23 protein-coding genes and 1 rRNA gene are annotated in these 21201 nt (G+C 66.2%); 1 reads left to right on the forward strand and 23 read right to left on the reverse strand.

Annotation, left to right across the window (positions count from 1 at the left end):
- From BM357_RS04545 to rsmD, 23 genes are all read right to left on the reverse strand, one after another.
- Positions 1-183 (reverse strand): 16S ribosomal RNA (locus BM357_RS04545); the annotation flags it as partial.
- Between the two features lie 400 nt (positions 184-583).
- Positions 584-1369 carry a tRNA (guanosine(37)-N1)-methyltransferase TrmD gene (gene trmD, locus BM357_RS04550; RefSeq protein WP_175511453.1) on the reverse strand — a complete coding sequence of 262 codons (786 nt, stop codon included), beginning with the start codon at positions 1367-1369 and terminating at the stop codon, positions 584-586.
- Between the two features lie 2 nt (positions 1370-1371).
- Entirely contained in the window at positions 1372-2046 is a 675-nt protein-coding gene (gene rimM, locus BM357_RS04555; RefSeq protein ID WP_074950130.1) for a ribosome maturation factor RimM, read from the reverse strand.
- A gap of 94 nt (positions 2047-2140) precedes the next feature.
- A complete protein-coding gene (locus BM357_RS04560) occupies positions 2141-2566 on the reverse strand; it encodes a YlqD family protein (protein WP_245783837.1) in 426 nt (141 codons plus the stop codon).
- Between the two features lie 136 nt (positions 2567-2702).
- Entirely contained in the window at positions 2703-2933 is a 231-nt protein-coding gene (locus tag BM357_RS04565) for a KH domain-containing protein (RefSeq protein WP_074950132.1), read from the reverse strand.
- Positions 2934-2976: 43 nt separating this feature from the next.
- Positions 2977-3252: a 30S ribosomal protein S16 gene (gene rpsP / locus BM357_RS04570; RefSeq protein WP_074950133.1), complete on the reverse strand. Its 276-nt coding sequence runs from the start codon at positions 3250-3252 to the stop codon at positions 2977-2979.
- Between the two features lie 63 nt (positions 3253-3315).
- The gene (gene ffh, locus BM357_RS04575) at positions 3316-4767 is read right to left on the reverse strand and encodes a signal recognition particle protein (RefSeq protein WP_074950136.1); all 1452 of its coding nucleotides are present in this window, start codon (positions 4765-4767) and stop codon (positions 3316-3318) included.
- A gap of 4 nt (positions 4768-4771) precedes the next feature.
- On the reverse strand, positions 4772-5125 hold the full coding sequence (gene ylxM, locus BM357_RS04580; RefSeq protein ID WP_074950436.1) for a YlxM family DNA-binding protein: 354 nt from the start codon (positions 5123-5125) through the stop codon (positions 4772-4774).
- A gap of 54 nt (positions 5126-5179) precedes the next feature.
- Positions 5180-6091, reverse strand: coding sequence for a signal recognition particle-docking protein FtsY (ftsY, locus tag BM357_RS04585; RefSeq protein ID WP_074950138.1), 912 nt, complete (start codon positions 6089-6091; stop codon positions 5180-5182).
- Between the two features lie 106 nt (positions 6092-6197).
- On the reverse strand, positions 6198-9773 hold the full coding sequence (gene smc / locus BM357_RS04590) for a chromosome segregation protein SMC (protein WP_074950139.1): 3576 nt from the start codon (positions 9771-9773) through the stop codon (positions 6198-6200).
- Positions 9754-10479: a ribonuclease III gene (gene rnc / locus BM357_RS04595; protein WP_074950141.1), complete on the reverse strand. Its 726-nt coding sequence runs from the start codon at positions 10477-10479 to the stop codon at positions 9754-9756. The genes smc and rnc overlap by 20 nt, the downstream gene beginning before the upstream one ends.
- A gap of 69 nt (positions 10480-10548) precedes the next feature.
- Positions 10549-11793, reverse strand: a complete 1245-nt coding sequence (fabF, locus tag BM357_RS04600; protein ID WP_074950143.1) for a beta-ketoacyl-ACP synthase II — start codon at positions 11791-11793, stop codon at positions 10549-10551.
- Positions 11794-11871: 78 nt separating this feature from the next.
- Positions 11872-12108 carry an acyl carrier protein gene (gene acpP, locus BM357_RS04605; protein WP_029420549.1) on the reverse strand — a complete coding sequence of 79 codons (237 nt, stop codon included), beginning with the start codon at positions 12106-12108 and terminating at the stop codon, positions 11872-11874.
- Between the two features lie 43 nt (positions 12109-12151).
- The gene (gene fabG / locus BM357_RS04610) at positions 12152-12889 is read right to left on the reverse strand and encodes a 3-oxoacyl-[acyl-carrier-protein] reductase (RefSeq protein WP_074950145.1); all 738 of its coding nucleotides are present in this window, start codon (positions 12887-12889) and stop codon (positions 12152-12154) included.
- Positions 12890-12952: 63 nt separating this feature from the next.
- Positions 12953-13891: an ACP S-malonyltransferase gene (gene fabD, locus BM357_RS04615; protein WP_074950147.1), complete on the reverse strand. Its 939-nt coding sequence runs from the start codon at positions 13889-13891 to the stop codon at positions 12953-12955.
- Between the two features lie 25 nt (positions 13892-13916).
- The gene (locus tag BM357_RS04620; RefSeq protein ID WP_074950149.1) at positions 13917-14906 is read right to left on the reverse strand and encodes a beta-ketoacyl-ACP synthase III; all 990 of its coding nucleotides are present in this window, start codon (positions 14904-14906) and stop codon (positions 13917-13919) included.
- A complete protein-coding gene (gene plsX, locus BM357_RS04625; protein WP_074950151.1) occupies positions 14903-15922 on the reverse strand; it encodes a phosphate acyltransferase PlsX in 1020 nt (339 codons plus the stop codon). The genes BM357_RS04620 and plsX overlap by 4 nt, the downstream gene beginning before the upstream one ends.
- Positions 15919-16557, reverse strand: coding sequence for a transcription factor FapR (fapR, locus tag BM357_RS04630; protein ID WP_281245565.1), 639 nt, complete (start codon positions 16555-16557; stop codon positions 15919-15921). Before fapR ends, plsX begins: the two co-directional genes overlap by 4 nt.
- 152 nt (positions 16558-16709) lie before the next feature.
- The gene (gene rpmF / locus BM357_RS04635) at positions 16710-16886 is read right to left on the reverse strand and encodes a 50S ribosomal protein L32 (protein ID WP_074950153.1); all 177 of its coding nucleotides are present in this window, start codon (positions 16884-16886) and stop codon (positions 16710-16712) included.
- Positions 16887-16931: 45 nt separating this feature from the next.
- Positions 16932-17435 carry a YceD family protein gene (locus BM357_RS04640; RefSeq protein ID WP_074950155.1) on the reverse strand — a complete coding sequence of 168 codons (504 nt, stop codon included), beginning with the start codon at positions 17433-17435 and terminating at the stop codon, positions 16932-16934.
- Positions 17436-17499: 64 nt separating this feature from the next.
- Positions 17500-18285, reverse strand: a complete 786-nt coding sequence (locus BM357_RS04645; RefSeq protein WP_074950158.1) for a patatin-like phospholipase family protein — start codon at positions 18283-18285, stop codon at positions 17500-17502.
- Between the two features lie 87 nt (positions 18286-18372).
- Positions 18373-18864: a pantetheine-phosphate adenylyltransferase gene (gene coaD, locus BM357_RS04650; RefSeq protein WP_074950160.1), complete on the reverse strand. Its 492-nt coding sequence runs from the start codon at positions 18862-18864 to the stop codon at positions 18373-18375.
- Complete coding sequence (gene rsmD / locus BM357_RS04655) at positions 18833-19471, reverse strand: 16S rRNA (guanine(966)-N(2))-methyltransferase RsmD (protein ID WP_074950162.1); 639 nt, start codon at positions 19469-19471, stop codon at positions 18833-18835. The genes coaD and rsmD overlap by 32 nt, the downstream gene beginning before the upstream one ends.
- Before the next feature lie 323 nt (positions 19472-19794).
- Here rsmD and BM357_RS04660 point away from each other — a divergent pair, with 323 nt between their 5' ends.
- Positions 19795-21192 (forward strand): Asp-tRNA(Asn)/Glu-tRNA(Gln) amidotransferase GatCAB subunit A, encoded by a 1398-nt coding sequence (locus BM357_RS04660; protein ID WP_074950164.1) that lies wholly within the window; start codon positions 19795-19797, stop codon positions 21190-21192.
- Positions 21193-21201 lie beyond the last annotated feature (9 nt).

Here is a 21201-nt window from a genome sequence, read left to right on the forward strand (position 1 = left end):
TGCTCTATCCGGCATTAGCACCCGTTTCCAGGCGTTATTCCGGTCTGACAGGCAGATTGCCCACGTGTTACTCACCCGTCCGCCGCTGATTCCAGAAGGCAAGCCTCCTGAAACCCGCTCGACTTGCATGTATTAGGCACGCCGCCAGCGTTCGTCCTGAGCCAGGATCAAACTCTCAAACCTATCCTGTGACTCTTTCGAATCACTTCGTACGTTCGCTCTCAGGGCGTGTTCAGTTTTCAAGGAACCAGTCGCTTTCCCTGCCGCCAAGCGGCGCCATCCATCTTACCACACCGCAACCCCGAAGGGAAGCGGGAGTCTTTGGAGGACCTTCACTTGGCAGCCTCCGCTGGAAGACTTACACCGGCTGATCCTATTGGATGGTTCCGCCGACATCCGAACCGCTCGCACCCGAGCGCCTGACTGGCGCTGTGGCCGTATCGGCGATGCCGTCGCAGCAGCGACGTATCCGAATATAGCACGGATCGGCGTAGAGATCAAATAGTAAATTCATCCAATCCACAGTTTCGGATTCCGTTGGATCCTGTTGGCCACCGGGGCGGACGCGGACCATCATCGATGTTCACATCCGTTCAGCACGATGCTGCGGCTCCAGGACGTCGATCCCGCTGAAATCCCCCTGCTCCCAGCGCGCAATCCAACGCCGATCCGCGTCCGTCAATGGATACCCGCGGAGCAGATCCGGCCGGCGCGCCCAGGTTCGGTACAGGGCGTGCACGTGGCGCCATTCTGCGATCTTTTGATGGTGCCCGGACAGCAACGTCGGCGGGACCGCCCAATCCCGGAAGACGGCAGGACGAGTATACTGCGGATACTCCAACAATCCCGCGGAAAACGACTCGTCATGCGCCGACGCCTGATTGCCCAGCACACCCGGCAACAGGCGCGCGACTGCGTCCAACAGCGCCATGGCCGCAATTTCTCCCCCGGTCAGAACGAAATCGCCCAAGGAGATTTCGTCGGTGACCAGGTGTTCCCGGACGCGTTCATCGAACCCCTCGTAATGGCCGCACAAGACCATCCACTCGCGTTCCCGCGCCAACTCCTGCACCAGGCCTTGCGTCAACACCCGCCCCTGCGGCGACATCAGGAGGACGCGCGGACACCCCCCCGGCATACGCGAGCGCACCGCCTCCACCGCATCGAACAACGGTCCCGGTTTGAGCAGCATGCCCGCCCCGCCCCCGAACGGATAGTCGTCCACGGTGCGGTGCCGGTCCGTGGCGAAGTCGCGAAAATTCACCAATTCCACCGCGAGCTGGCCTTGCTCCAGGGCGCGCTTCAGAATACTCGCACCCAGCACACCCGTGAACATCTCCGGAAACAGGGTCAACACGGCCACTCGCAGCATCAGCGTTCCTCCACATCCAGCGGGGCTCCACCCTCGGCCTGTCCCTCTGGCGCACCCGTTCTCTGCCCGACGCCCCCTTGGGAAGCTCCTTCCACGTCCTCCGCCGCGTCGTCCACCACGTCACCGACGACGTCGTCCACGTCCTCATCTTCGTCCAACAGGCCCGGCAGCAGATGAACCGTCATGCGTTTGGCCGCGAGATCGACGTCCAATACACAATCCGGGATCGCAGGCAACAGCACGTCGTTCTTCTGCAGGGGGCCGCGGACCACGTACACGTCATTCGCCCCAGGGCGCAGCACCTCGACCAATCGTCCCACCCACCGGCCGTCGTCCGCGACCACCTCGAGACCAATCAGGTCATGAATGTAGTACGTCCCCTCGGGGAGCGTCTGCAACTGCGACGCATGGACACACAGTTCCATCCCTTTGAAGCGCTCGACATCGTTGATCGACAGCATGTCTTCGAACGCCACCAGCCACCAGTGTTTGTGACGCCTGCCGGACCGCACCGTCACCTCCGCCACGGGCGTTCCGCCAGGCTGCCGGATGTACAGGCGCGACCCTTTCCGAAACCGCACCTGCGGAAAATCCGTCCGGGAGATGACCTTGACCTCGCCCCGGAGCCCGTGCGTGCCTGTGATGGCCCCCACCGTGTAGTAGGTATCCGCCACCGAAATCCCTCCGTTCGCGCAAACAGGGCCGGCGTCCACGCTCCCGTGGCTCCCGGCCCCATGCCACATTCCACCTCAGGCGAACCTTGGACGCTCAGTCGCGCACCGGTTCGCCGCCTCGGCGGATTTCGTGCACAATCCCGTCCTTGATGATGATCTCCGCGCCGCGCAGGATCTTGCTCCAGTCATCCCCCACGTGCACGTCGACGGTCGTCTCCACGCTCATATTTTGAATCTCCGTGCCGAGCTCCATCTGCTGAATTTGCTGGATCTGCTGGATCAACTGCTCGCGCTGCTGAACGCGGGTGTTGCGCTCCTGCTCGATCCGCTGGCGGACCTGCTGCGCCACATCCCCACCCTGGGTCATCGCCTGTTCCAAAAGCTGCCGGCCCTGTTGCTCCAACTGCTCCAGTTCTGCGGTGAGCCGTTCGACCTGGCGCCGCTGCTCGTTCAGGATCTGCTGCTTCGTGGCCTCCGTCAAGATAAACTTGACCGCGACCGGTTGCCGAATCGTGATCACAGCCCGTCCTCCTCCACCGCGCGTCGCCGAACCTGAGGGCCTCAGGAGGATGCGCCCGCCAACCGCGGTCCCCGGAGACAACGAGCCTCACCGGCAGACCTCATGGCGCACCGCACCGCTCCCGACGCCCCCGCCTTCAGGCTTCGATGTCGACCACGACCTGCTGATTCTCCCGATGCGCCGCCGCGCTGACGACGCTGCGGATGGCCTTCGCAATCCGCCCGTGGCGGCCGATGACCTTCCCCGTGTCACTCGGGTGAACCGACACCCGGTAGACCCGCGTCTCTCCGCGCTGCTCCTCCGTGACGACCACGGCGTCCGGCTGGGAAACCAGCGATTTGGCCAGGTACTCCACCAATTCCTTCATCCGACGGCCCCCTGTGCGCGGGCGGTTCGGCACCCCCGCAGACTTACTTCTTACTCAGCTTCAGTTCGTGGAATTGCTTCAGAATTCCTGCCTGCCGGAACAGGTGCCGCACCGTGTCCGTCGGCTGGGCCCCCGTCTGAAGCCAGTGCAGGGCGCGCTCGGCGTTGATCTGGATGGCCGCCGGATCCGTGAGCGGGTTGTAGGTCCCGATCTGCTCGATGAACCGTCCGTCGCGCGGCGAACGCGAATCCGCCACAACCACCCGGTAGAACGGCGCCTTCTTCGCGCCCATCCGCTTCAATCGAATCTTCACTGCCATGGAAAGATCCCTCCGTACCGTACAATTTCTTTCGATCGCGCTACCACCGCGATCCCGCGCGGCTTAACGCCGCTTCTTCTTCTTGTGGTGCCGCCGTTCGCGGCCCACTCCCGGCGCCCCGGACGCGCCCGGCACCTGGCCCCCCGCGAGCCCGCCGAGATCGCCCAGGTCGCCCATCGACTTCAGTGCGTTCAGTGCGCTCCGCCGCCCGAATCGCTTCCCGAGGCCCGCAAAGCGCTTCATCATCTCCCGCGCCTGCTCGAACTGATTGAGCACCTGGTTGACTTCCCGCACCGTGACGCCGCTGCCCATCGCCACCCTGCGGCGGCGGCTTGCGTTCATGATGGACGGGTCCTGGCGCTCTTCCTTCGTCATGGAGGAGATGATGGCATCGATCCGCTGCAGCCGGCGCTCGTCCACCTGCAGGTTCTCTATCCCCTTGATCTTGTTGACGCCGGGCAGCATCTTCAGGATCTGGTCCATGGGCCCGAGTTTGCGCACCTGTTGCAACTGCTCGCGAAAGTCATCGAGCGTAAACTGCGCCGTCCGGAGCTTGTGCTCCATCTCCTGGGCCTTTTCCAGGTCGATGGCCTCCTGCGCCCGCTCAATCAGGCTCAAGACGTCCCCCATGCCGAGGATCCGGGAAGCCAGCCGGTCCGGGTGGAACGGTTCAAGGGGTTCAATCTTCTCCCCGAGACCCACGAACTTGATGGGGCATCCCGTCGCCGCGCGCACCGTCAGCGCCGCACCGCCGCGGGTATCGCCATCCAGCTTGGTGAGGATCACGCCCGTCAAGCCCAGGTGCTGGTGGAACGATTCCGCCACCGTGACTGCGTCCTGACCCGTCATCGCGTCGACGACGAGGAGCACTTCGTCCGGCTGCAGCGCGTCCCGCATCCGCCGCAGTTCGTCCATCAACGGCTGGTCGATGTGCAGGCGGCCCGCGGTGTCAATGATGACCACGTCGGCCCCCTGCCGAATGGCCTCCTCTCGCCCGCTGCGGGCGATGTCGACCGGATCCGCCTGGTTCCCCAGTTGGAAGACCGGGACGTCAATCTGTTTTCCCAGCACCTCCAACTGGTGGATGGCCGCCGGGCGGTACACGTCGGCCGCCACCAGAAGCGGCCGGTGTTGATGACGGCGAAAGGAGAGCGCCAGCTTGGCGGCCGCCGTCGTCTTGCCCGCGCCCTGCAGGCCGACCAGCATCACGACCGTCGGCGGTTTGGCCGCCATGCGCAGCCGTTCCTGGCTGCCGCCCATCAGCTCCGTCAGCTCTTCGTAGACAATCTTGACGACCTGCTGACCGGGCGTGAGGCTCTTCTGCACCTCCTGCCCGATGGCGCGTTCGCGAACGCGATCGACAAACTGCTTGACCACCTTGACGTTGACGTCCGCCGCCAGCAGCGCCAGGCGCACCTCGCGCATCGCGGCCTGCACGTCATCCTCCGTCAGCTTGCCTTTGGATCGCAGTTTGCCAAGCGCCTTCTGCAGGCTGCTCGAGATGCCTTCCAGCATGGCCTCACCCCTCTTCCCACGGCGTCCGCAGGACGGCCGCCAACTCGCGCAGCCAGCCTGCAAACCGATCCCGCTCGGCCTCCGGCAGACAGGCGGCCACTCGGGGCCAAGCCGCCAACATCCGGCGCAGGACCGCCGCCCCGGCCGCCATCGACAGCACCGCCTCGTACGCCTCGAGCTGCTCCTCCGCACGCCGCAGGTTGTCGTGAACCGCCTGCCGGCTGACGCCGAAGTGCTCGGCGATCTCCGCCAACGACCAGTCGTCGAAGTAGTGCAGCTCCACCATCTGCCGCTGTCGTTCGGTCAACAGCTGGCCATAGCAGTCGTAGAGATGGCCCACCCGCGTGACCTTCTCCATGATACGGGCGTCATCCGACATTGTCAAGGAAATCCCCTTTACAGCCAGCTCGGGTCACGGCCGGCAGATCCCCGCCGCGAACGACGCGGCATCGAACGGTTCCAGATCGTCAATCCCCTCGCCGAGCCCGACCCATTTGACCGGAATGCCCTCCTCGCGCACAATCGGGACCACCACGCCACCCTTGGCGGTGCCGTCCAGCTTGGTGACGACCAGGCCCGTCACGGACACCACCTCCTTGAACGCCTTCGCCTGCGCCAAGGCGTTCTGGCCCGTGGTGCCGTCGACCACCAGCAGCACCTCGTGCGGCGCACCCGGCAGTTCCCGGGCGATGACCTTGTTGACCTTCGCCAACTCCGCCATCAGATGAGCCTTGTTGTGTAAGCGGCCCGCCGTGTCGCAGAGGACGACGTCCGCCCGGCGGGCTTTCGCCGCCGCGATCGCGTCGTACACCACCGCCGCCGGATCGGCGCCTTGACTGTGGCGCACGACGTCGCAACCTGCGCGCGTGCCCCACTCCACCAACTGCTCGATGGCCGCGGCCCGAAAGGTGTCCGCCGCCGCCAGGATCACCTTCCGGCCCTCCTTCCCGTAGCGCGCCGCCAGCTTGCCGATGGTGGTGGTCTTTCCGACCCCGTTGACGCCCACCACCAGGTAGAGCGTCGGCCCCGCCTCCGCGGTGCGCATGCGCGCGTCGTTGTCCGCGAACGCCTCTTCCATCGCCCGCTGCAACAGCACCGGCAAACCCGCGGGATCGGACAGCTTTTCCTGGCGGGCCAACTGCCGGACGCGTTCGACCATCCACAGCGAGGTGTCGACGCCCATGTCCGCCGCAATCAACGCTTCTTCCATCTGTTCATACAGCGACTCGTCCAGCTTGCGTCCCTGGAAGACACCCGTCAGCCGCCCCCAAACGGCCTCCCGGCTCTTCTCCAACCCGCGCCGGAACTTGTCGAACAATCCCATTCGCGTCGCTCCCTTCCACGCCAGCCCCTCGTCCACCGCCCGGGAGACGGCCAGTGTTCCCGCCGCGCGGTGAAATGAACCGGGCCACGCCATGCATCCGAGCGTCTCAGGCGCTCTCGAACTCCGGCTCGTCGTCGCCCAGCCGCACCCCGATGAGGGACGACACCCCGGATTCCTGCATCGTCACGCCGTACAGGACGTCCGCTTCCTCCATCGTGCCGCGCCGGTGGGTGATCACGATGAACTGCGTCTCATCCGAGAACCGCCGCAGCTGCTGGGCAAAGCGGCTCACGTTCGCCTCATCGAGCGCAGCCTCGACCTCGTCCAGCACGCAGAACGGCACCGGCCGCACCTTGAGGATGGCGAACAACAGGGCCATCGCTGTCAAGGCCCGCTCTCCGCCCGAGAGCAGGTTGAGATTCTGAAGCTTTTTCCCCGGCGGCTGCGCGATGACCTCAATCCCCGTGGTCAGGGGCTGATCCGGTTCCGTGAGCGTGAGATCCGCCCGTCCCCCGTCGAACAGCTGCCGGAAGGACACCTGGAATTCCGCCCGGATCTGCTCGAACGTCTGCCGGAAACGCCGGGCCATCTCCTCGTCCATTTCGGCGATCACGCGGTTCAAGTTCGCCCGGGCCTGCTCCAGATCGTTGCGCTCGTCCGTGAGAAACTGCAGGCGCTGGCTGAGCCGTTCCCACTCCTCGATGGCCCCGGTCCGCACCGTGCCGAGATCGGCCATGGCCCGCCGCAGCCGGTCGGCTTCCCGTTTTGCCGCCTCGACGTCTTCCGGCGGCGGATGGTGCCCGCGCGCCCACTCGTACGTCATCTGATACGACTCGCCGAGCTTGCGCAAGGCGTGGTTGAGCTCCAAATCGGCCCGTTCCGCCTGCACCTCCGCCCGGTGCAGGCGCTCGTCCAACTCGGCCAGGGCTCGCTGCGCCTCGCGGAGCCGGCGTTCGCCTTCGGCGACCTCCGCCTCGAGGCCACTGCGGGACTGCCGGATCTCTTCGAGCTGGGCTTCCAAGTCCACCACCTGGCCGGCCAACGCTTCCAGACGCGCCGACGCTTCGGCAATCGCGTCCTCCGCCTGGAGTGCGGCGTCCGCCTGAACCGCGATATCCTTCTCCAGCAGGCTCCGCCGGGACGCCAATCGGTGCATCCGGTCATCCAGATCCCGGACCTGGTGAGACAGCGCCTCTTCCTCCTGCTCCAGCCGGGCCACCTCGACCCGCAAGGCGGTGACCGTCTCCTGCCGGGCCGACGCCTCCGCGTCCCAGGCCGCCAGGCGGGCACGCGCATCCGACAGCATGGATTCCAGCTTCCTGATCTCCGCCTCGGCGAGCACCAGACGTTGTGCGGCTTCCGCAGCCCGCGCGCGCCACGCGTCCTGTCCTTGCTGCAGCTGATCCGCGTCCCAACGCACGCTGTCCAGGCGCTCCTGCACCGACTGCCGGCGGGTCCTCGCTTCCTGGGCGGCCGCCTCCGCCGCGGCGAGGGCGGTTTTGGACTCTTCCAAGCGCTCCCATACGGCCTGCTGCTGCCGGCCCAGCGCCGAGATGCGCCCCCGAACGGCGCTTTGTTCGGCGACCAACTGCGCTTCCGCCTCGCGGCATGCCTCCAGGTGGCGCTCCACCTCGCGGCGCTCCCGGCTGCGGCCCAACAGTCCCGGACCGCGCCTGTGATGGCTTCCGCCTGTCATGGCGCCGCCTGGACTGACCACGTCTCCTTCCCGGGTGACGATGCGCACCCGGTAGTCCAACCGACGCGCCAACGCGTTGGCGTCGACGAGCCGCTCCGCCACCACCACGTTGCCGAGCAGGTGCTCCACCACCCCGCGATGCTCCGGCCGGCAGCGCACCAGGTCGCTGGCCACGCCGACGAACCCCGGGGTACCGCGCACCCGCTCCAGGTCCTGCGCGGACAGGCGGCGCGGTTTGATCACCGAGATCGGCAAAAAGGTCGCGCGTCCTGCCTGCCGGCGCTTCAACAGGTCGATGGCCGCCCGGGCGTCCTCCTCCGTCTCCACCACGATGTTCTGCAGTGCCCCGCCAAGCGCCACCTCGACCGCCGTCTCGTGTTCCTTGGCCACCTCGACAAGCGTCGCGAGAGCGCCGTGCACGCCCTGCAGCCGCTGCTTGGCGGACGCCTGCAACACCGTCTTGACGCCGAGCGCGTATCCGTCGTATCCCTCTTCGAGTTCGCGCAACAGATCGTGGCGGGAGGAGAGCGACGCCATCCGCGCCTTCAACTCGTTGAGCCGGGCCGCCAGCGCCGCGTCCTCCTGCCCGAGCGCCTGCACCTGCCGGCCCAACTCCTCCAGTTCGGCTTCCGCGGCGCGCATCTGCGCCTGTTGTTCCGCCGCGGCCTCCGACCACCGGGTCTCTTCGGCGGCGTACCGCTTGGCCTCTTCGCGCAGGCGTTGGAGGTCCGCGTCGAGGCGTTCACGCCGGCGATCTTCCTGAGCGATGGATTCTTCGGCCAGTTTGAGCTCGTTGCGCAGCGACGCCGCCTGGTGATGCGCCTCGATGAGGTCCGCGTTCAAGCGAGCGATGTCGTCTTCCAGGCGTTGGCGCGCCTTCGGATCGACGGCCCCCAAGGCCGCCTCCAGCGCGGCCGCCTGTCCCTCGCGATGCGACCGGACCTCCGCCCGGCGGGCATCCACCTGCTCCCGCTGGCGCCGCAGTTCCTCCCATTCGACCGCCACCTGTTGCCGCTGCGCCTCGCGGTCGGCGATGACCGCCTGGGCGTTCGCCAACCGCTCCCGCGCCAAGGCGAGGTCTCCCTCGCTGCGCTGGCGCGCCTGAAGGTCTTCCATGAGCCGCTTCTGCAGCGTATCCGCGGCGGCCGCCGCCTCTTCAAATCGTCGCCGCGTTTCCTGGAATGCCGTTTCGCGCTCGGCCACCGCCTGCGCCTGCTGGATGCGCAGGCGGGAGAGATCCTCCACGGTGGCCGAAGCCTCCCGCCACCGGTGGTTCAGTTGGTCGATCTCGGCGACCAACAGCGCGATGTCAATCGCCTTCCACTCGGCCTCGAGCGCCTGGTACCGCCGGGCCCGCTCCGCCTCCACCTGAAGGGGACCCGCCTGCCGCTGCAGCTCCGAGAGGAGGTCGTCGACGCGCACGATGTTCGCCGCCGTCTCCTCCAGCTTGCGTTCCGCCTCCCGTTTGCGGAACTTGAATTTCACGATGCCGGCAGCGTCCTCGAACGGCCCCCGGCGATCCTCAGGGCGGGTGGAGAGCATCTCCTCGATGCGCCCCTGCCCGATGATGGAATAGGACTCCCGCCCCATGCCCGAGTCCATGAACAGTTCGGTGATGTCGCGCAAGCGGCACGGCTGCCGGTTGATGAAATACTCGCTCTCGCCCGAGCGGTACACCCGCCGAGTCACCGTCACCTCGTCGAACACCACCGGCAGATGGCGGTCCGTGTTGTCCAGCGTCAACGTGACCTCGCAAAAATTGATGGGCCGGCGCGTCTCGCTGCCGGCGAAGATCACGTCCTCCATCTTGCTGCCGCGCAGATTCTTTGCGCTCTGCTCGCCGAGCACCCAGCGGATGGCGTCGGCGATGTTGCTCTTGCCGCTTCCATTCGGCCCCACCACCGCGGTGATGCCAGGGGAGAAGTCGATTCCGGTCTTGTCTGCGAATGACTTGAACCCCACGACATCAATCCGCTTCAGGAACAACCGGATCCCTCCTCACCGGCAGGCGGCCCAAGCGCTGCAGGGCCTCGCCGGCCGCGCGCTGCTCCGCCTCTTTCTTCGAGCGACCGCTGCCGCGGCCCATGCACTCGTCGCCGACCCAGACTTGGACGACAAATTCCCGGGCGTGCGCCGGTCCGCGCTCTTCCACGGTCTCATAGCGGAGATCCCGGCCCAGATGTTGTTGCACCCACTCCTGCAGCGCCGTCTTGCAATCGAGCGCCGAGGAATAGTCATGTACGTGCGGAAACATGTGACGGTGCGCGAACGCCTGCACCGCGGCCAGCCCTTGATCGAGGTAGAGGGCCCCGATAAACGCCTCGAATACGTCGGCGAGCAGAGCTGGACGGTTTCGGCCGCCCGAACGCTCCTCCCCTTTGCCGAGCCGGATGTACTGTTCAAACCCCAATCCGCGCGCGAACCGGACGAGAGAAGATTCGCACACGATGGACGCCCGCAGGCGCGTCAATTCTCCCTCTGGCAGATCCGGTCGGGTGCGGTACAAGTAGTCGCTGACGACCAGCTCCAGCACGGCGTCGCCGAGGAATTCCAGCCGTTCATTGTCTTGCAGTGCAGGTCTGCGGTGCTCGTTCCGATAGGATGCGTGCGTGAATGCCTGCTTGAGCAGGGCGGGATTTGTAAACGTGATCTCGAGCGCGGACTGCAAATCGTCCCATCTGTTCCTCGCCAAGCGACCTCACCTCTATTTGGAAAAAGCCCCCGGCCCAAGCCGGGGGCTCGCAACCCTGCCAACGCACCGTCACTCCGGTTGATAACGGCTCAGCACGATGACCGCGTTGTGCCCGCCGAACCCGAACGAATTCGACAACGCGTAACGCACCGGCGCGGGACGCGCCACGTTCGGCACGTAGTCCAGATCACACTGCGGGTCCGGTGTCTCCAGATTGATGGTCGGCGGCAGGATCCCTTCTTCAATCGTCTTCACCGTCGCCACCGCCTCGACGCCGCCCGCCGCACCGAGCAGGTGCCCAATCATGGATTTATTGGAGCTGACGGCGAGGCGCTTGGCGTGTTCACCAAACAACCGCTTAATGGCCACCGTCTCCAACACGTCGCCGAGGTCCGTCGAGGTACCGTGCGCATTGATGTAATCCACGTCCTCCGGGCGAATGCCGGCGTCCCGCAGGGCGGCGGCCATGGCCCGGTAGGCGCCCTCTCCTTCCGGATGCGGCGCCGTGACGTGATAGGCGTCTCCCGACATCCCGTACCCGACGATCTCCGCCCGTATGCGGGCCCCGCGGGCCAAGGCGTGATCGAGCGCCTCCAGCACGATGACACCCGAACCTTCGCCCATGACGAAACCGTCCCGGTCCTTGTCAAACGGGCGGCTCGCTTTCTCCGGCGCGTCGTTGCGCGTGGACAACGCTTTCGCGTTGCTGAAGCCCGCCAGCGCCAGATCGACGATGGCCGCCTCGCTGCCGCCCGCAATCATCACATCCGCGTCACCGCGTTCGATGATCTTAAACGCGTCACCGATGGCGTGCGTCCCGGTCGCGCACGCGGTCACGGCCGCTGAGTTCGGACCCTTGGCCCCGAGCAGGATGGAGACCTGGCCGGACGCCATGTTCGCAATCATCATCGGGACGACAAATGGGCTCACCCGGCGCGGCCCCCGGTCCAAGAGGGTACGGTAGTTCTCCAGCAGCGTGTGGATGCCGCCGATGCCCGAACCGATGTACACGCCGACCCGTTCGGCATTCTCCTCATGGATCTCGAGCCCCGCGTCCTCCACCGCCTGCCGCGCGGCGGCGATGGCAAACTGCGTAAACCGGTCGAGCCGGCGCAACTCCTTCTTGTCGATATATGGTTCCGGATTGAAATCGCGAACCACGGCTGCGATCTTGGTGGGGTAGTCGGACACGTCGAACGCGTCGATCCTCGACACCCCCGAGCGCCCCTCCACCAGATTGCGCCAAAACGTGGGGACGTCGCTGCCGATGGGCGTGACCACCCCGAGTCCCGTGATGACGACTCGCCGTTTCACCCTTGCACCCCCATCCGTACCCCGCGATATAACAAAGCCCCGGCAACCGCGCGGGACTCCGTTGCAAAGCTGTCTGTGTCACGACTGATGCGATTCGATATATGTAACCACATCGCCGACGGTCCGGATTTTCTCCGCGTCTTCATCGGAGATCTCCATGTCGAACTCATCTTCCAATTCCATGATCAGTTCGACGACGTCCAGGGAATCGGCACCCAGGTCGTCCTTGAACGTGGAGTCCGGGGTGACCTTGTCGTCCTCGACTCCGAGGCGCTCGACGATGATCTTCTTCACGCGTTCAAACGTGTCAGCCATGATCTCACCCCCTCCTGCGAACAAGCCCACACTCCAGAGTATACTACATGGCCATGCCGCCGTCGACATTCAGCACCTGCCCGGTGATGTACGCCGCGTCGGGCGACGCCAAGAAGGCGACCGCCTTGGCCACGTGCACGGGTTGTCCCACGTGCCCGAGCGGGATTTGTTCCTTCATTTTGGCCACCCATTCCTCGCCGAGCTCCGCCGTCATGTCCGTCTCGATGAAGCCCGGCGCGACGGCGTTGACCGTGATGTTCCGCGGCGCCAACTCCCGGGCCGCCGCTTTCGTCAACCCAATCAGCCCCGCCTTCGCCGAGACGTAATTGGCCTGCCCCACGTTGCCGACAATCCCCACGACCGACGTGATGTTGATGATGCGCCCGGAGCGCTGTTTCATCATCGGCCGGGCCGCCGCGCGGATCAGGTGAAACGCGCCCTTGAGATTGGTGTCGAGGACCGCGTCCCACTCCTCGTCCTTCATCCGCAGCAACAACGTGTCGCGGGTGATGCCGGCGTTATTCACGACGACGTCCAGCCGGCCAAAGGCAGCCAACGCTGATTCTACCAACCGCTCCGCGTCGGATGCAATACGCACGTCCGCCTGTTCGACGATGGCGCGCCCGCCCTCCTGCTCAATCAAGCGAGCGGTCTCCCGCGCCTCTTCGATGCGGCCGACGCAGTTGACGACCACACGGCCTCCGCCGCGGCCCAGCTCGACAGCGATGGCCCGCCCGATGCCGCGCGAAGCGCCGGTGACGATGGATACCCTCTCCTGCACCCGTACACCTCCTCCTTCTCGCCCGTCCGGGGCGTCCGGCCGCTTGAGCCTTCCGCCCGTCCCTCAGGCCTGAATCGCCGCGATGGTCTCGCGCAACGAGACTTCATCTTCTACGTGAAAAGCCGGAATCCTGCGATCCACTTTGCGGATCAGCCCGGAGAGCACCGTGCCGGGGCCGAATTCGATAAAGCCCTCCACGCCCATCTCCAGCATGGCGCGTACCTCATCCTCCCACCGGACCGGCCGGTACAACTGAACCTCCAGTGCCTGCCGAAGCGCGGCGAGGTCCGTGCGTGCGACGGCGTCGACGTTGGCCATGACCGGGATGGTGGTCTCCTGCCAGGTCACCTCCGCCAGCGCGCGCGCCAGGCGCTCCGCGGCCGGCTTCATGAGCGAGCTGTGGAAGGGGCCGCTGACCTCCAACGGGATGACGCGCCGCGCCCCGCGCTCCTTGGCCAACTCGCCCGCCCGGGCCACCGCCTCCGCGGCGCCGGAGATGACAATCTGGCCGGGGCAGTTGAAGTTTGCCACCTCCACCGGCTCTCCCGGCGCCGATGCCTCGCGGCAGACCGCCTCCAGCTCGGCGGCATCCATGCCGAGCACGGCGGACATCGCCCCTTGGCCCGCCGGGACCGCCTCGTCCATCCAGCGGCCGCGCAGGTGCACCAGTCGGACCGCTTCCTCGAAGCGAAGCACCCCGGCCGCCACCAAGGCCGAATACTCGCCCAGGCTGTGGCCGGCGGTGACCACCGGATCGATCCCGGTCAACTCCCGAAACACCCGGTGCGCCGCCGTGCTGACGGTCAACAGCGCCGGCTGCGTATGATAGGTCAGCTTCAGCTCCGCCTCGGGTCCCTCAAAGCACAGCCGGCTGAGGGAGAAGCCCAGCACCCGATCGGCCGTCTCCATCACCTCGCGAGCCGTCGGATAACGGTCGTACAATGCTTTGCCCATCCCTACGTACTGGGCCCCTTGGCCCGGAAACACAAACGCGAGTTTCACCCGATTCCCTCCTTGGCTCGGGAGATCACAGCCGGACGGCCGTGGCCCCCCACGTCAAACCGCCGCCAAACCCAACCATGACAATCAGCTGCCCGGCCCGGGCGCGGCCGCTGCGCACCGCTTCATCCAGCGCAATCGGGATGGAAGAGGCGGAGGTGTTGCCATACCGGTCGATGGTGACGACCACCTTCTCTTCCTCCAACCCGAATCGCTTTCGGGCCGCGTCGATGATGCGGATGTTCGCCTGATGGGGCACCAACAGGTCGATGTCCTCCCGCGCCAAGCCCGCGGCATCCAGCACCCGCTCGGTCGAAGAGGCCATGGCCTTGACGGCGAACTTGAACGTCTCCCGTCCCTCCATCTTGATGAAGTGCTGGCGCGCCGCCACCGACTCCGCGCTGGCCGGTTGGCGCGAACCGCCGGCGGGCAAGTAAAGGAACCGGCCGCCGCTGCCGTCGGAGCCGAGATCGAAGGCGAGGAAGCCGCGGTCTTCCGGCACGCGGCCGACCAACACCGCCCCCGCCCCGTCCCCGAACAGCACGCACGTGCTGCGGTCCTCGTAGTCCGTGATGCGGGACAAGAGGTCGGCGGCGCACACCAATACATACCGCTGCATTCCGCTCTCCACCATCGCCACGGCATTGGCCAGCGCGTACAGAAATCCGGTGCAGGCGGCCGACAGGTCGAAAGCGCCGGCGTGAACCGCCCCGATGCGGTACTGGATCAAGCTGGCCGTGGATGGAAACATCATGTCCGGGGTGACCGTGGCGCAGATCACCATGCCCACGTCCTCCGGCGCCACCCCGGCCGCTTCCAGCGCCCGCTGGCAGGCCTGTACCCCGTAATCGGACGTGGCCTCCCCAGGCTCCGCGATGCGCCGCTCCCGGATACCCGTACGCTCCACGATCCACGTATCACTTGTATCAACCATTTTCTCCAAATCGTGGTTTGTCAACACCCGCGCAGGCAGGGCTGACCCCGTGCCGAGAATCCCCGCTCGGTATGGTCGGTTCACTTGTCGTTCTCCTCCCGCGCCGGCTCAACCCCGTGGGCCAAGCCCTGCGCCATTTTCTGAACCATGTCCTGTTCGACAAAACGGACGGCCTGCCGCAGGGCGGATCGCCACGCCCGCGCGTCGCTGCTGCCGTGCGCCTTGATGCATCCGCCCGCGACGCCGAGAAAGGGGGCCCCGCCGTACTCCGCGTAGTCAAACCGGTTCCGCAGCCGAACGAGGGACGGTTTGAGGACGGCGCCGGCCAACTTCTGCGCCATGCCCGCCGTCAACACTTCGCGGAGCGCGCCGAACAGGCCCAGGCCCACCCCCTCAATCAGCTTCAACACGACGTTCCCGACGAACCCGTCGCACACCGCCACGTCGACCGCGCCGCTGAGCAATTCGCGCGCCTCGACGTTGCCCGTGAAGTTCAGCCCAGAGGCCGCCAACCGGCCATACACTTCTTTGCAGACAGCGTTTCCCTTGCCCGGCTCGGTGCCCACGTTGAGCAACCCCACCCTGGGGTTTGCAATGCCGAGCACGTGCTGCGAATACAGGCTCGCCATCACCGCGAACTGCAGCAGATTGTGGCTGTCGGCGTCCATCGTCGCGCCGGCGTCGGCGAGCATCACCCCGTTCCCGGAAAACGTCGGGAGGACGGGCGCCAACGCGGGCCGGTGGATGCCCCGCAGACGGCCGACGACCAACAGCCCAGCGGCCACCAGTGCACCGGTGCTGCCCGCCGACACCATCGCGTCCGCCTCTCCGTCCCGAACCAGACGCGCAGCGGTCACCAGCGATGAATCCGGTTTCCGCCGCACGGCGCGCGCCGGTTCCTCGTCCATCTCAATCACGCTGTCGGTGTGCAGCACCGTCACCTGACGAGGCCACGGCACGTCCGCAACGGCGCGCATCTTGACCTCGTCTCCCACGAGGACGAACGAGACGTCCGGCCGTTCGGATGCCATCGCCAACACGCCCTGGACGGGCGCGGCCGGTGCCAGGTCGCCGCCCATGACGTCAATCGCGATTCTCACACGTCCACCCCTTCATCCCACGGCGCAATTGCACCGGTCCGCACCGCTTTCGTCCAGATCACGCCTTCCAATACCCGGTCGCCGCCTGCGTACGTAACCGCCTGGCACTTGCTCAGACCCGCGCGCTGCGCCACCACGTCGACGCGGCTGTGCAGCCACTCACCCAGCCGGACCGGCCGGTGGAAGCGCAGCTCCGCCTTGGCGGTCACGACCACGTCCGCATCGACCACCGCCGTGGCCAAGGAGTTGACTTGAGCGAACAGATGGTGCCCCCGCATGATGCCCGTGCGCGCGAACACATGCTCCCGTGACACCTGGAACACCGAGGTGGCGTACCGCCCCAAAACCAGTTCCTGGATGTCGCCGACCACCTCCTGGCGTTCCAGAGAACGGAGCGCGTCCAATTGGCGGCTGGCCATCCGGCGGATGCGCTCACGCACCTCTGGAATGTGAAGTGCTGCACGGTCCAACCGGATGGTGGCCACGCTGACCTGAAAGTGTTCCGCCAACTGCTCGTCTGTCACGAACGGGTCTTCACGGATCTTCTGCACCAACGCCGCCCGGCGTTCCGACTTCTTCAGCGTCCATCCCCCACCGGTGATCCCACAAGGATTATCACCAGATATTAAAACCACGTGATAATTTTACTGTAGCAAGGACGCAGGCTGCGCGCAAGGGTCAGCCCACGATCCTTGCGTACGGCGGGCAGCACGCGCGTCGGTGCGGGTGTGGCCAAAAACCATCCTTGCAATGAAAAAAGCCGGTTTCCACCGGCTTTCCCCGTGATTCACTTCACCTTCAAAACGGTGCGGCCCTTGTAGGAACCGCAATTGCGGCACGCGTGATGCGGCAACTTGTACGCTCCGCACTGCGGGCACGCCACCATGTCCGGCAGCTCCAGCTTGAAGTGCGTGCGGCGCAGGCGCTTGCGGGTCTTCGACACCCGGTGTTGCTGTACGGCCACTTCGAACACCTCCTCGACGTGGTCGTCGCGGCGACCACCCACATCTTACTTGGACCCGTCGTCGGAAAACAAGTCCTTCAACACGTCCAACCGCGGATCCACCGGCCTGCGGTCGCATCCGCACTCGCCCAGGTTGAGGTTCGCCCCGCACACCGGGCACAGACCTTTGCACGCGTCCGAACACACCGGATACACGTCCAACTCCAGATTGATGGCCTGTTCGATGTACGGATCCAGCTCGATGGTGTCTCCCGACAGGTGGTGATCCTCGTCCACCTCATCCGGATTGTCCGTGAACAACTCGTCGAACCGGGTCGTCAGCCCGCGCACGAACGGCTCCAGGCAACGCGAACAGTCGTAGGTCACCCGCGTTGTCAGGCGGCCGTGCACGTGGCTCGTGTGCTGTGCCGCCTCCGCCTCCAGCTCGCAGTGCACCGGATCCATCCCGGCGACCTGCGGATTCTCTTCCACGATCCGCGGCAGGTCCACATCCTCGTGCAACTTCACCGGCCGTCCGGCTTGGCGGAGGTCGGTCACATGCAGCTCCATCTCCATCACCCTGTCGACAACGGATTCCAGTATAGCGTCCCTCGGTGCAGGCTGTCAATCCACGTTACGGAGCGGCGTTGGCCGCCTCGATGGCCGCCCGGATCTTCGGGATGGACGCCACCGCCGCCTGGTAACCCGCGGCCACCGCCTCCGCGCTGCGGTGAAACTGGGAAGTCCCGATATCCGACACGTCCGGTTCGATGGCGACGTCAGGGACGTTGTCCGACGACCGCAAGGCGTGTTCCTGCATCACGTCGATGGACATCGTGACGACGTCCAGCACCGTCTCGGGCACGCGCGACCGGTACACGGCGGCGACGTCCACGCCAATGACCACATCGGCGCCCAACTGGCGCGCCGCAGCCACCGGCACCCGGTCGAGCACGCCCCCATCGACGAGCACCCCTTCCTCGGTCACGACGGGCACGAACACACCGGGGATGGAGATGCTTGCGCGGACCGCGTCGGCCACGCTCCCCGTCTTCAGGATGACCTTGCGGCGGTGGAGCAGGTCGGTGGCCACGCAGGCGAACGGCCGCTCCAGCTCCTCAAATGTGGCGTGGTGCGTCAACAGCCGCAGCATCTCGTGCACCTTCTCCCCGGCGACGAGGCCCACCTTCGGAATCCCCAGGTCGAGCCAGTGACGCACGTGCAGCGAAGCGGCCAGCCGCTCCATGAACCGCGGCCGCATCCCCGTCACATAGAGGGCGCCGACGAGGCTGCCCATGCTGCTGCCGGTCACCACGTGAATGGGGATCTCGTGTTCCTCCAGCGCCCGGAGCACGCCGATATGCGCGAATCCCTTGGCCCCTCCGGAACCGAGCGCCAAGCCAATCACCGTGTCCGCCAAGGTCCCTCACCTCATCCGCGCAGGCCCGCGTCCAACGGGGGATCCTCCGCAGGCGGAGTCGCTTCCCCGCGCTGTTTCCCCCGTCCCCTATTTCCGCCCGCGGGTCTGGAACTTTTCCATCAAGGCGGATGCCACCGGCGGCGGCACCAACCCTTCCAAGGCGCCGCCGCCCGCCGCCACCTGTTTGACAAGCGACGAGCTGACAAAAGCGTACTCCGGCGCCGACGGGACGAAGAGGGTCACGGCCCCCCCGTAAAGATGGCGGTTCATCTGCGCCATCTGCATCTCCGCCTCAAAGTCCACGGCACTGCGCAGTCCGCGCAGAATCACGTCGACCCCCTCCCGCCGTACGTAGTCCACCAGCAAGCCCGAGAATGCGTCCACCCGGACGTTCGGCCAAGGCCGGACCACCTCGCGCATCAGCGCCATCCGCTCCTCCACCGAGAACAGCGGCCGCTTGTCGGGGTTGACCAACACCGCCACGCGCACCTCGTCAAACAACGGCGCCACCCGGCCCAGGATCTCCAGGTGACCGTTCGTCATCGGATCAAAACTGCCCGGAAACACCGCGCGCGTCAATCACTCCACCCCCCTTTCCCACCGCGTCCGCCGCTGCGGCCCCATCCGGTCCGGACGGCGGATGGGATTGGTACAACGAGATGGCGATGTCCCCGTACACGCGGTGCTTGACCCGCCGCAGCCGGCCCACCGCGTCCGGCAGATTCACGCTGCCCGGGTGTTCGCACGCCACACCGTGCCGGATGGGCACCGGGCTGTCCGCGAGGACCGACAGGACACGGGGCCACAGGCCCAGGCGGTACGGCGGATCGACAAACACCCACCCCGCGGCCCAGCCGAGACGCTCCAGGCGCTCCCAGGCCCGCGCCCAGTCCAGCCGCCACACGGAGCAGCGCTCCTCGGCGCGCAACCGATGCACGTTTTCCCGTACCGCCGCCAGCGACCGGGGGTGCGTGTCGACCAACACGGCGTGGTCCGCGCCCCGGCTCAACGCCTCCAAGCCCAAAGAACCCGAGCCGGCGAACAGATCGACCGCGATCCCGCCTTCCCACGACCACCCCATCAAATTGAACAGGGACTCCTTGACCCGGTCCGTCGTCGGCCGCGCCACCTCCCCGGAAGGGGCGACCAACCGGACGCCGCGCCACTGTCCCGCAATGATGCGCATATCCACCCCGCCTCGTTGCCTGCATCGGATCGTCTTCACTGTATCACATGGGCGGCCGAGAAAAAATTTTTCCGCCAGTGCAGGACGCATGTATAATCCCCCGTAAACTGGAAAACCTGTAGACAACAACGGCATCTGCTGTTGTAGGCAACCGCGGGTGAAGGCTTAGTTCCCCATAAGCACTTCCTCCGGTTTCTCCTCTCCCAGACTCGCTGATTCCGGCTTCTGGCCGGGGCCGGCGGCAGAACCCACGCGTACCCGGGCGTGGGTTTTCTGCGTTCGGAATTGTATAATTTCCGCATGGGAGAAGGAGGCGTCTGCGTATGAACCCCCACCTGTGGACCATTTCGGAATACCAACAGCACCTCGCCAAGCGGGACATCTCCGCGGAAGAAGCGGTGCGCGACACCTTGGCGCGCATCCGCCAGTTCGATCCCGCGCTGCACGCGTACATCCACGTCTCTGAAACGGCCGTGGAAGAGGCCCGGCAAATCGACGAACGGCTGGCCCAAGGGCTGCCGGTCGGTCCCCTGGCAGGCGTCCCCGTGGCCGTCAAGGATCTCATCGACACCGAGGACATGCCCACCACCTACGGCGGGCTGCACTTCGCCGGACGCCGCCCGTCCCGCACCGCCACCGCCGTCGCGCGCCTGCGGGCGGCCGGCGCCATCGTGATTGGCAAAACCAATTTGCACGAGTACGCGTACGGCACCACGAATGAAAATCCGCATTACGGACGCGCCCGCAACCCGTGGAACCGCGCCAAGATCCCCGGCGGCTCGAGCGGCGGAAGCGGTGTGGCCATCGCGGCCGGACTGGCCATGGCCGCCCTCGGCACGGACACCGGCGGCAGCGTCCGCATTCCGGCCGCCCTGTGCGGCCACGTCGGCCTGAAACCCACCTACGGCCTGGTCAGTAAGGCAGGCGTATTCCCGCTCGCCGATTCGTTGGATCACGTCGGTCCCATGGCCAGATCCGTCCTGGACGCGGCGCTCCTCCTGTCCGTCCTGGCAGGGCCCGATCCGCGTGACCCGACGACGGTGCGCATCCCGCCCCGGGCGTATCACCAGGTCCAGCCGAAGGCGCGCGCCCGCGTCGGGGTTCCGAAATCCTTTTTCTTCGACAAGTGCCACGCCGGCGTCGCCCAGACGGTTCAGGCGGCCTTGCGCACCCTTCAGGAACACGGGTTCGACCTGGTGGAGGTGGATCTGCCGAACGCACACCAGGTCCCCGAGATGCAGAACGCCATCATCTCCAGCGAGGCGCTCGACGTCCACGAAGCCCTGCTCAAGGCACATCCGGAGCAGTACGGGGAAGACGTGCGAAAGCGCCTGGAGAGCGGGTATGAGATCCGCGGCCATCAGGTGGTGACGGCGACGCGCTTCCGCCGCCAATTCGCCACCGAGATGCAGCAGGTGTTCGCGCAGGTCGACGTGATCGCCACCCCCGCCACCCCCATCACGGCGACGGATGTGGGGCAGCAAAAGGCGCACATCCGTGCGCAGGAGGTCTTGGTCCGCGCACACCTCACCCGCTACACCAACCCGTGGAATTTGACCGGCCTGCCGGCCATCACCCTGCCCTGCGGCCTGGCCCCGGACGGACTCCCCGTCGGGTTGCAGTTGGTGGGCCCGCGCTTCGGGGAGATGAAGTTGTTGGCTGTCGCCCTGGCCGCAGAGTCCGCCCTGCCCTGGAATCCGGTGGCTCCCGATTACCGGTAAAAAAAGCCC

The organism is Paenalicyclobacillus macrosporangiidus, from assembly GCF_900116805.1.
In the GTDB taxonomy this organism is placed as follows: domain Bacteria; phylum Bacillota; class Bacilli; order Alicyclobacillales; family Alicyclobacillaceae; genus Alicyclobacillus_H; species Alicyclobacillus_H macrosporangiidus.

What these genes read in the sequence shown, in the direction of transcription:
- acpP (WP_029420549.1), bottom strand. Translation starts at nt 12,108, where the DNA reads ATGGCTGACACGTTTGAACGCGTGAAGAAGATCATCGTCGAGCGCCTC.
- BM357_RS04660 (WP_074950164.1), top strand. Translation starts at nt 19,795, where the DNA reads ATGAACCCCCACCTGTGGACCATTTCGGAATACCAACAGCACCTCGCC.
- BM357_RS04640 (WP_074950155.1), bottom strand. Translation starts at nt 17,435, where the DNA reads ATGGAGCTGCATGTGACCGACCTCCGCCAAGCCGGACGGCCGGTGAAG.
- ylxM (WP_074950436.1), bottom strand. Translation starts at nt 5,125, where the DNA reads ATGGAGAAGGTCACGCGGGTGGGCCATCTCTACGACTGCTATGGCCAG.
- rsmD (WP_074950162.1), bottom strand. Translation starts at nt 19,471, where the DNA reads ATGCGCATCATTGCGGGACAGTGGCGCGGCGTCCGGTTGGTCGCCCCT.
- BM357_RS04565 (WP_074950132.1), bottom strand. Translation starts at nt 2,933, where the DNA reads ATGAAGGAATTGGTGGAGTACCTGGCCAAATCGCTGGTTTCCCAGCCG.
- rpsP (WP_074950133.1), bottom strand. Translation starts at nt 3,252, where the DNA reads ATGGCAGTGAAGATTCGATTGAAGCGGATGGGCGCGAAGAAGGCGCCG.
- ftsY (WP_074950138.1), bottom strand. Translation starts at nt 6,091, where the DNA reads ATGGGATTGTTCGACAAGTTCCGGCGCGGGTTGGAGAAGAGCCGGGAG.
- ffh (WP_074950136.1), bottom strand. Translation starts at nt 4,767, where the DNA reads ATGCTGGAAGGCATCTCGAGCAGCCTGCAGAAGGCGCTTGGCAAACTG.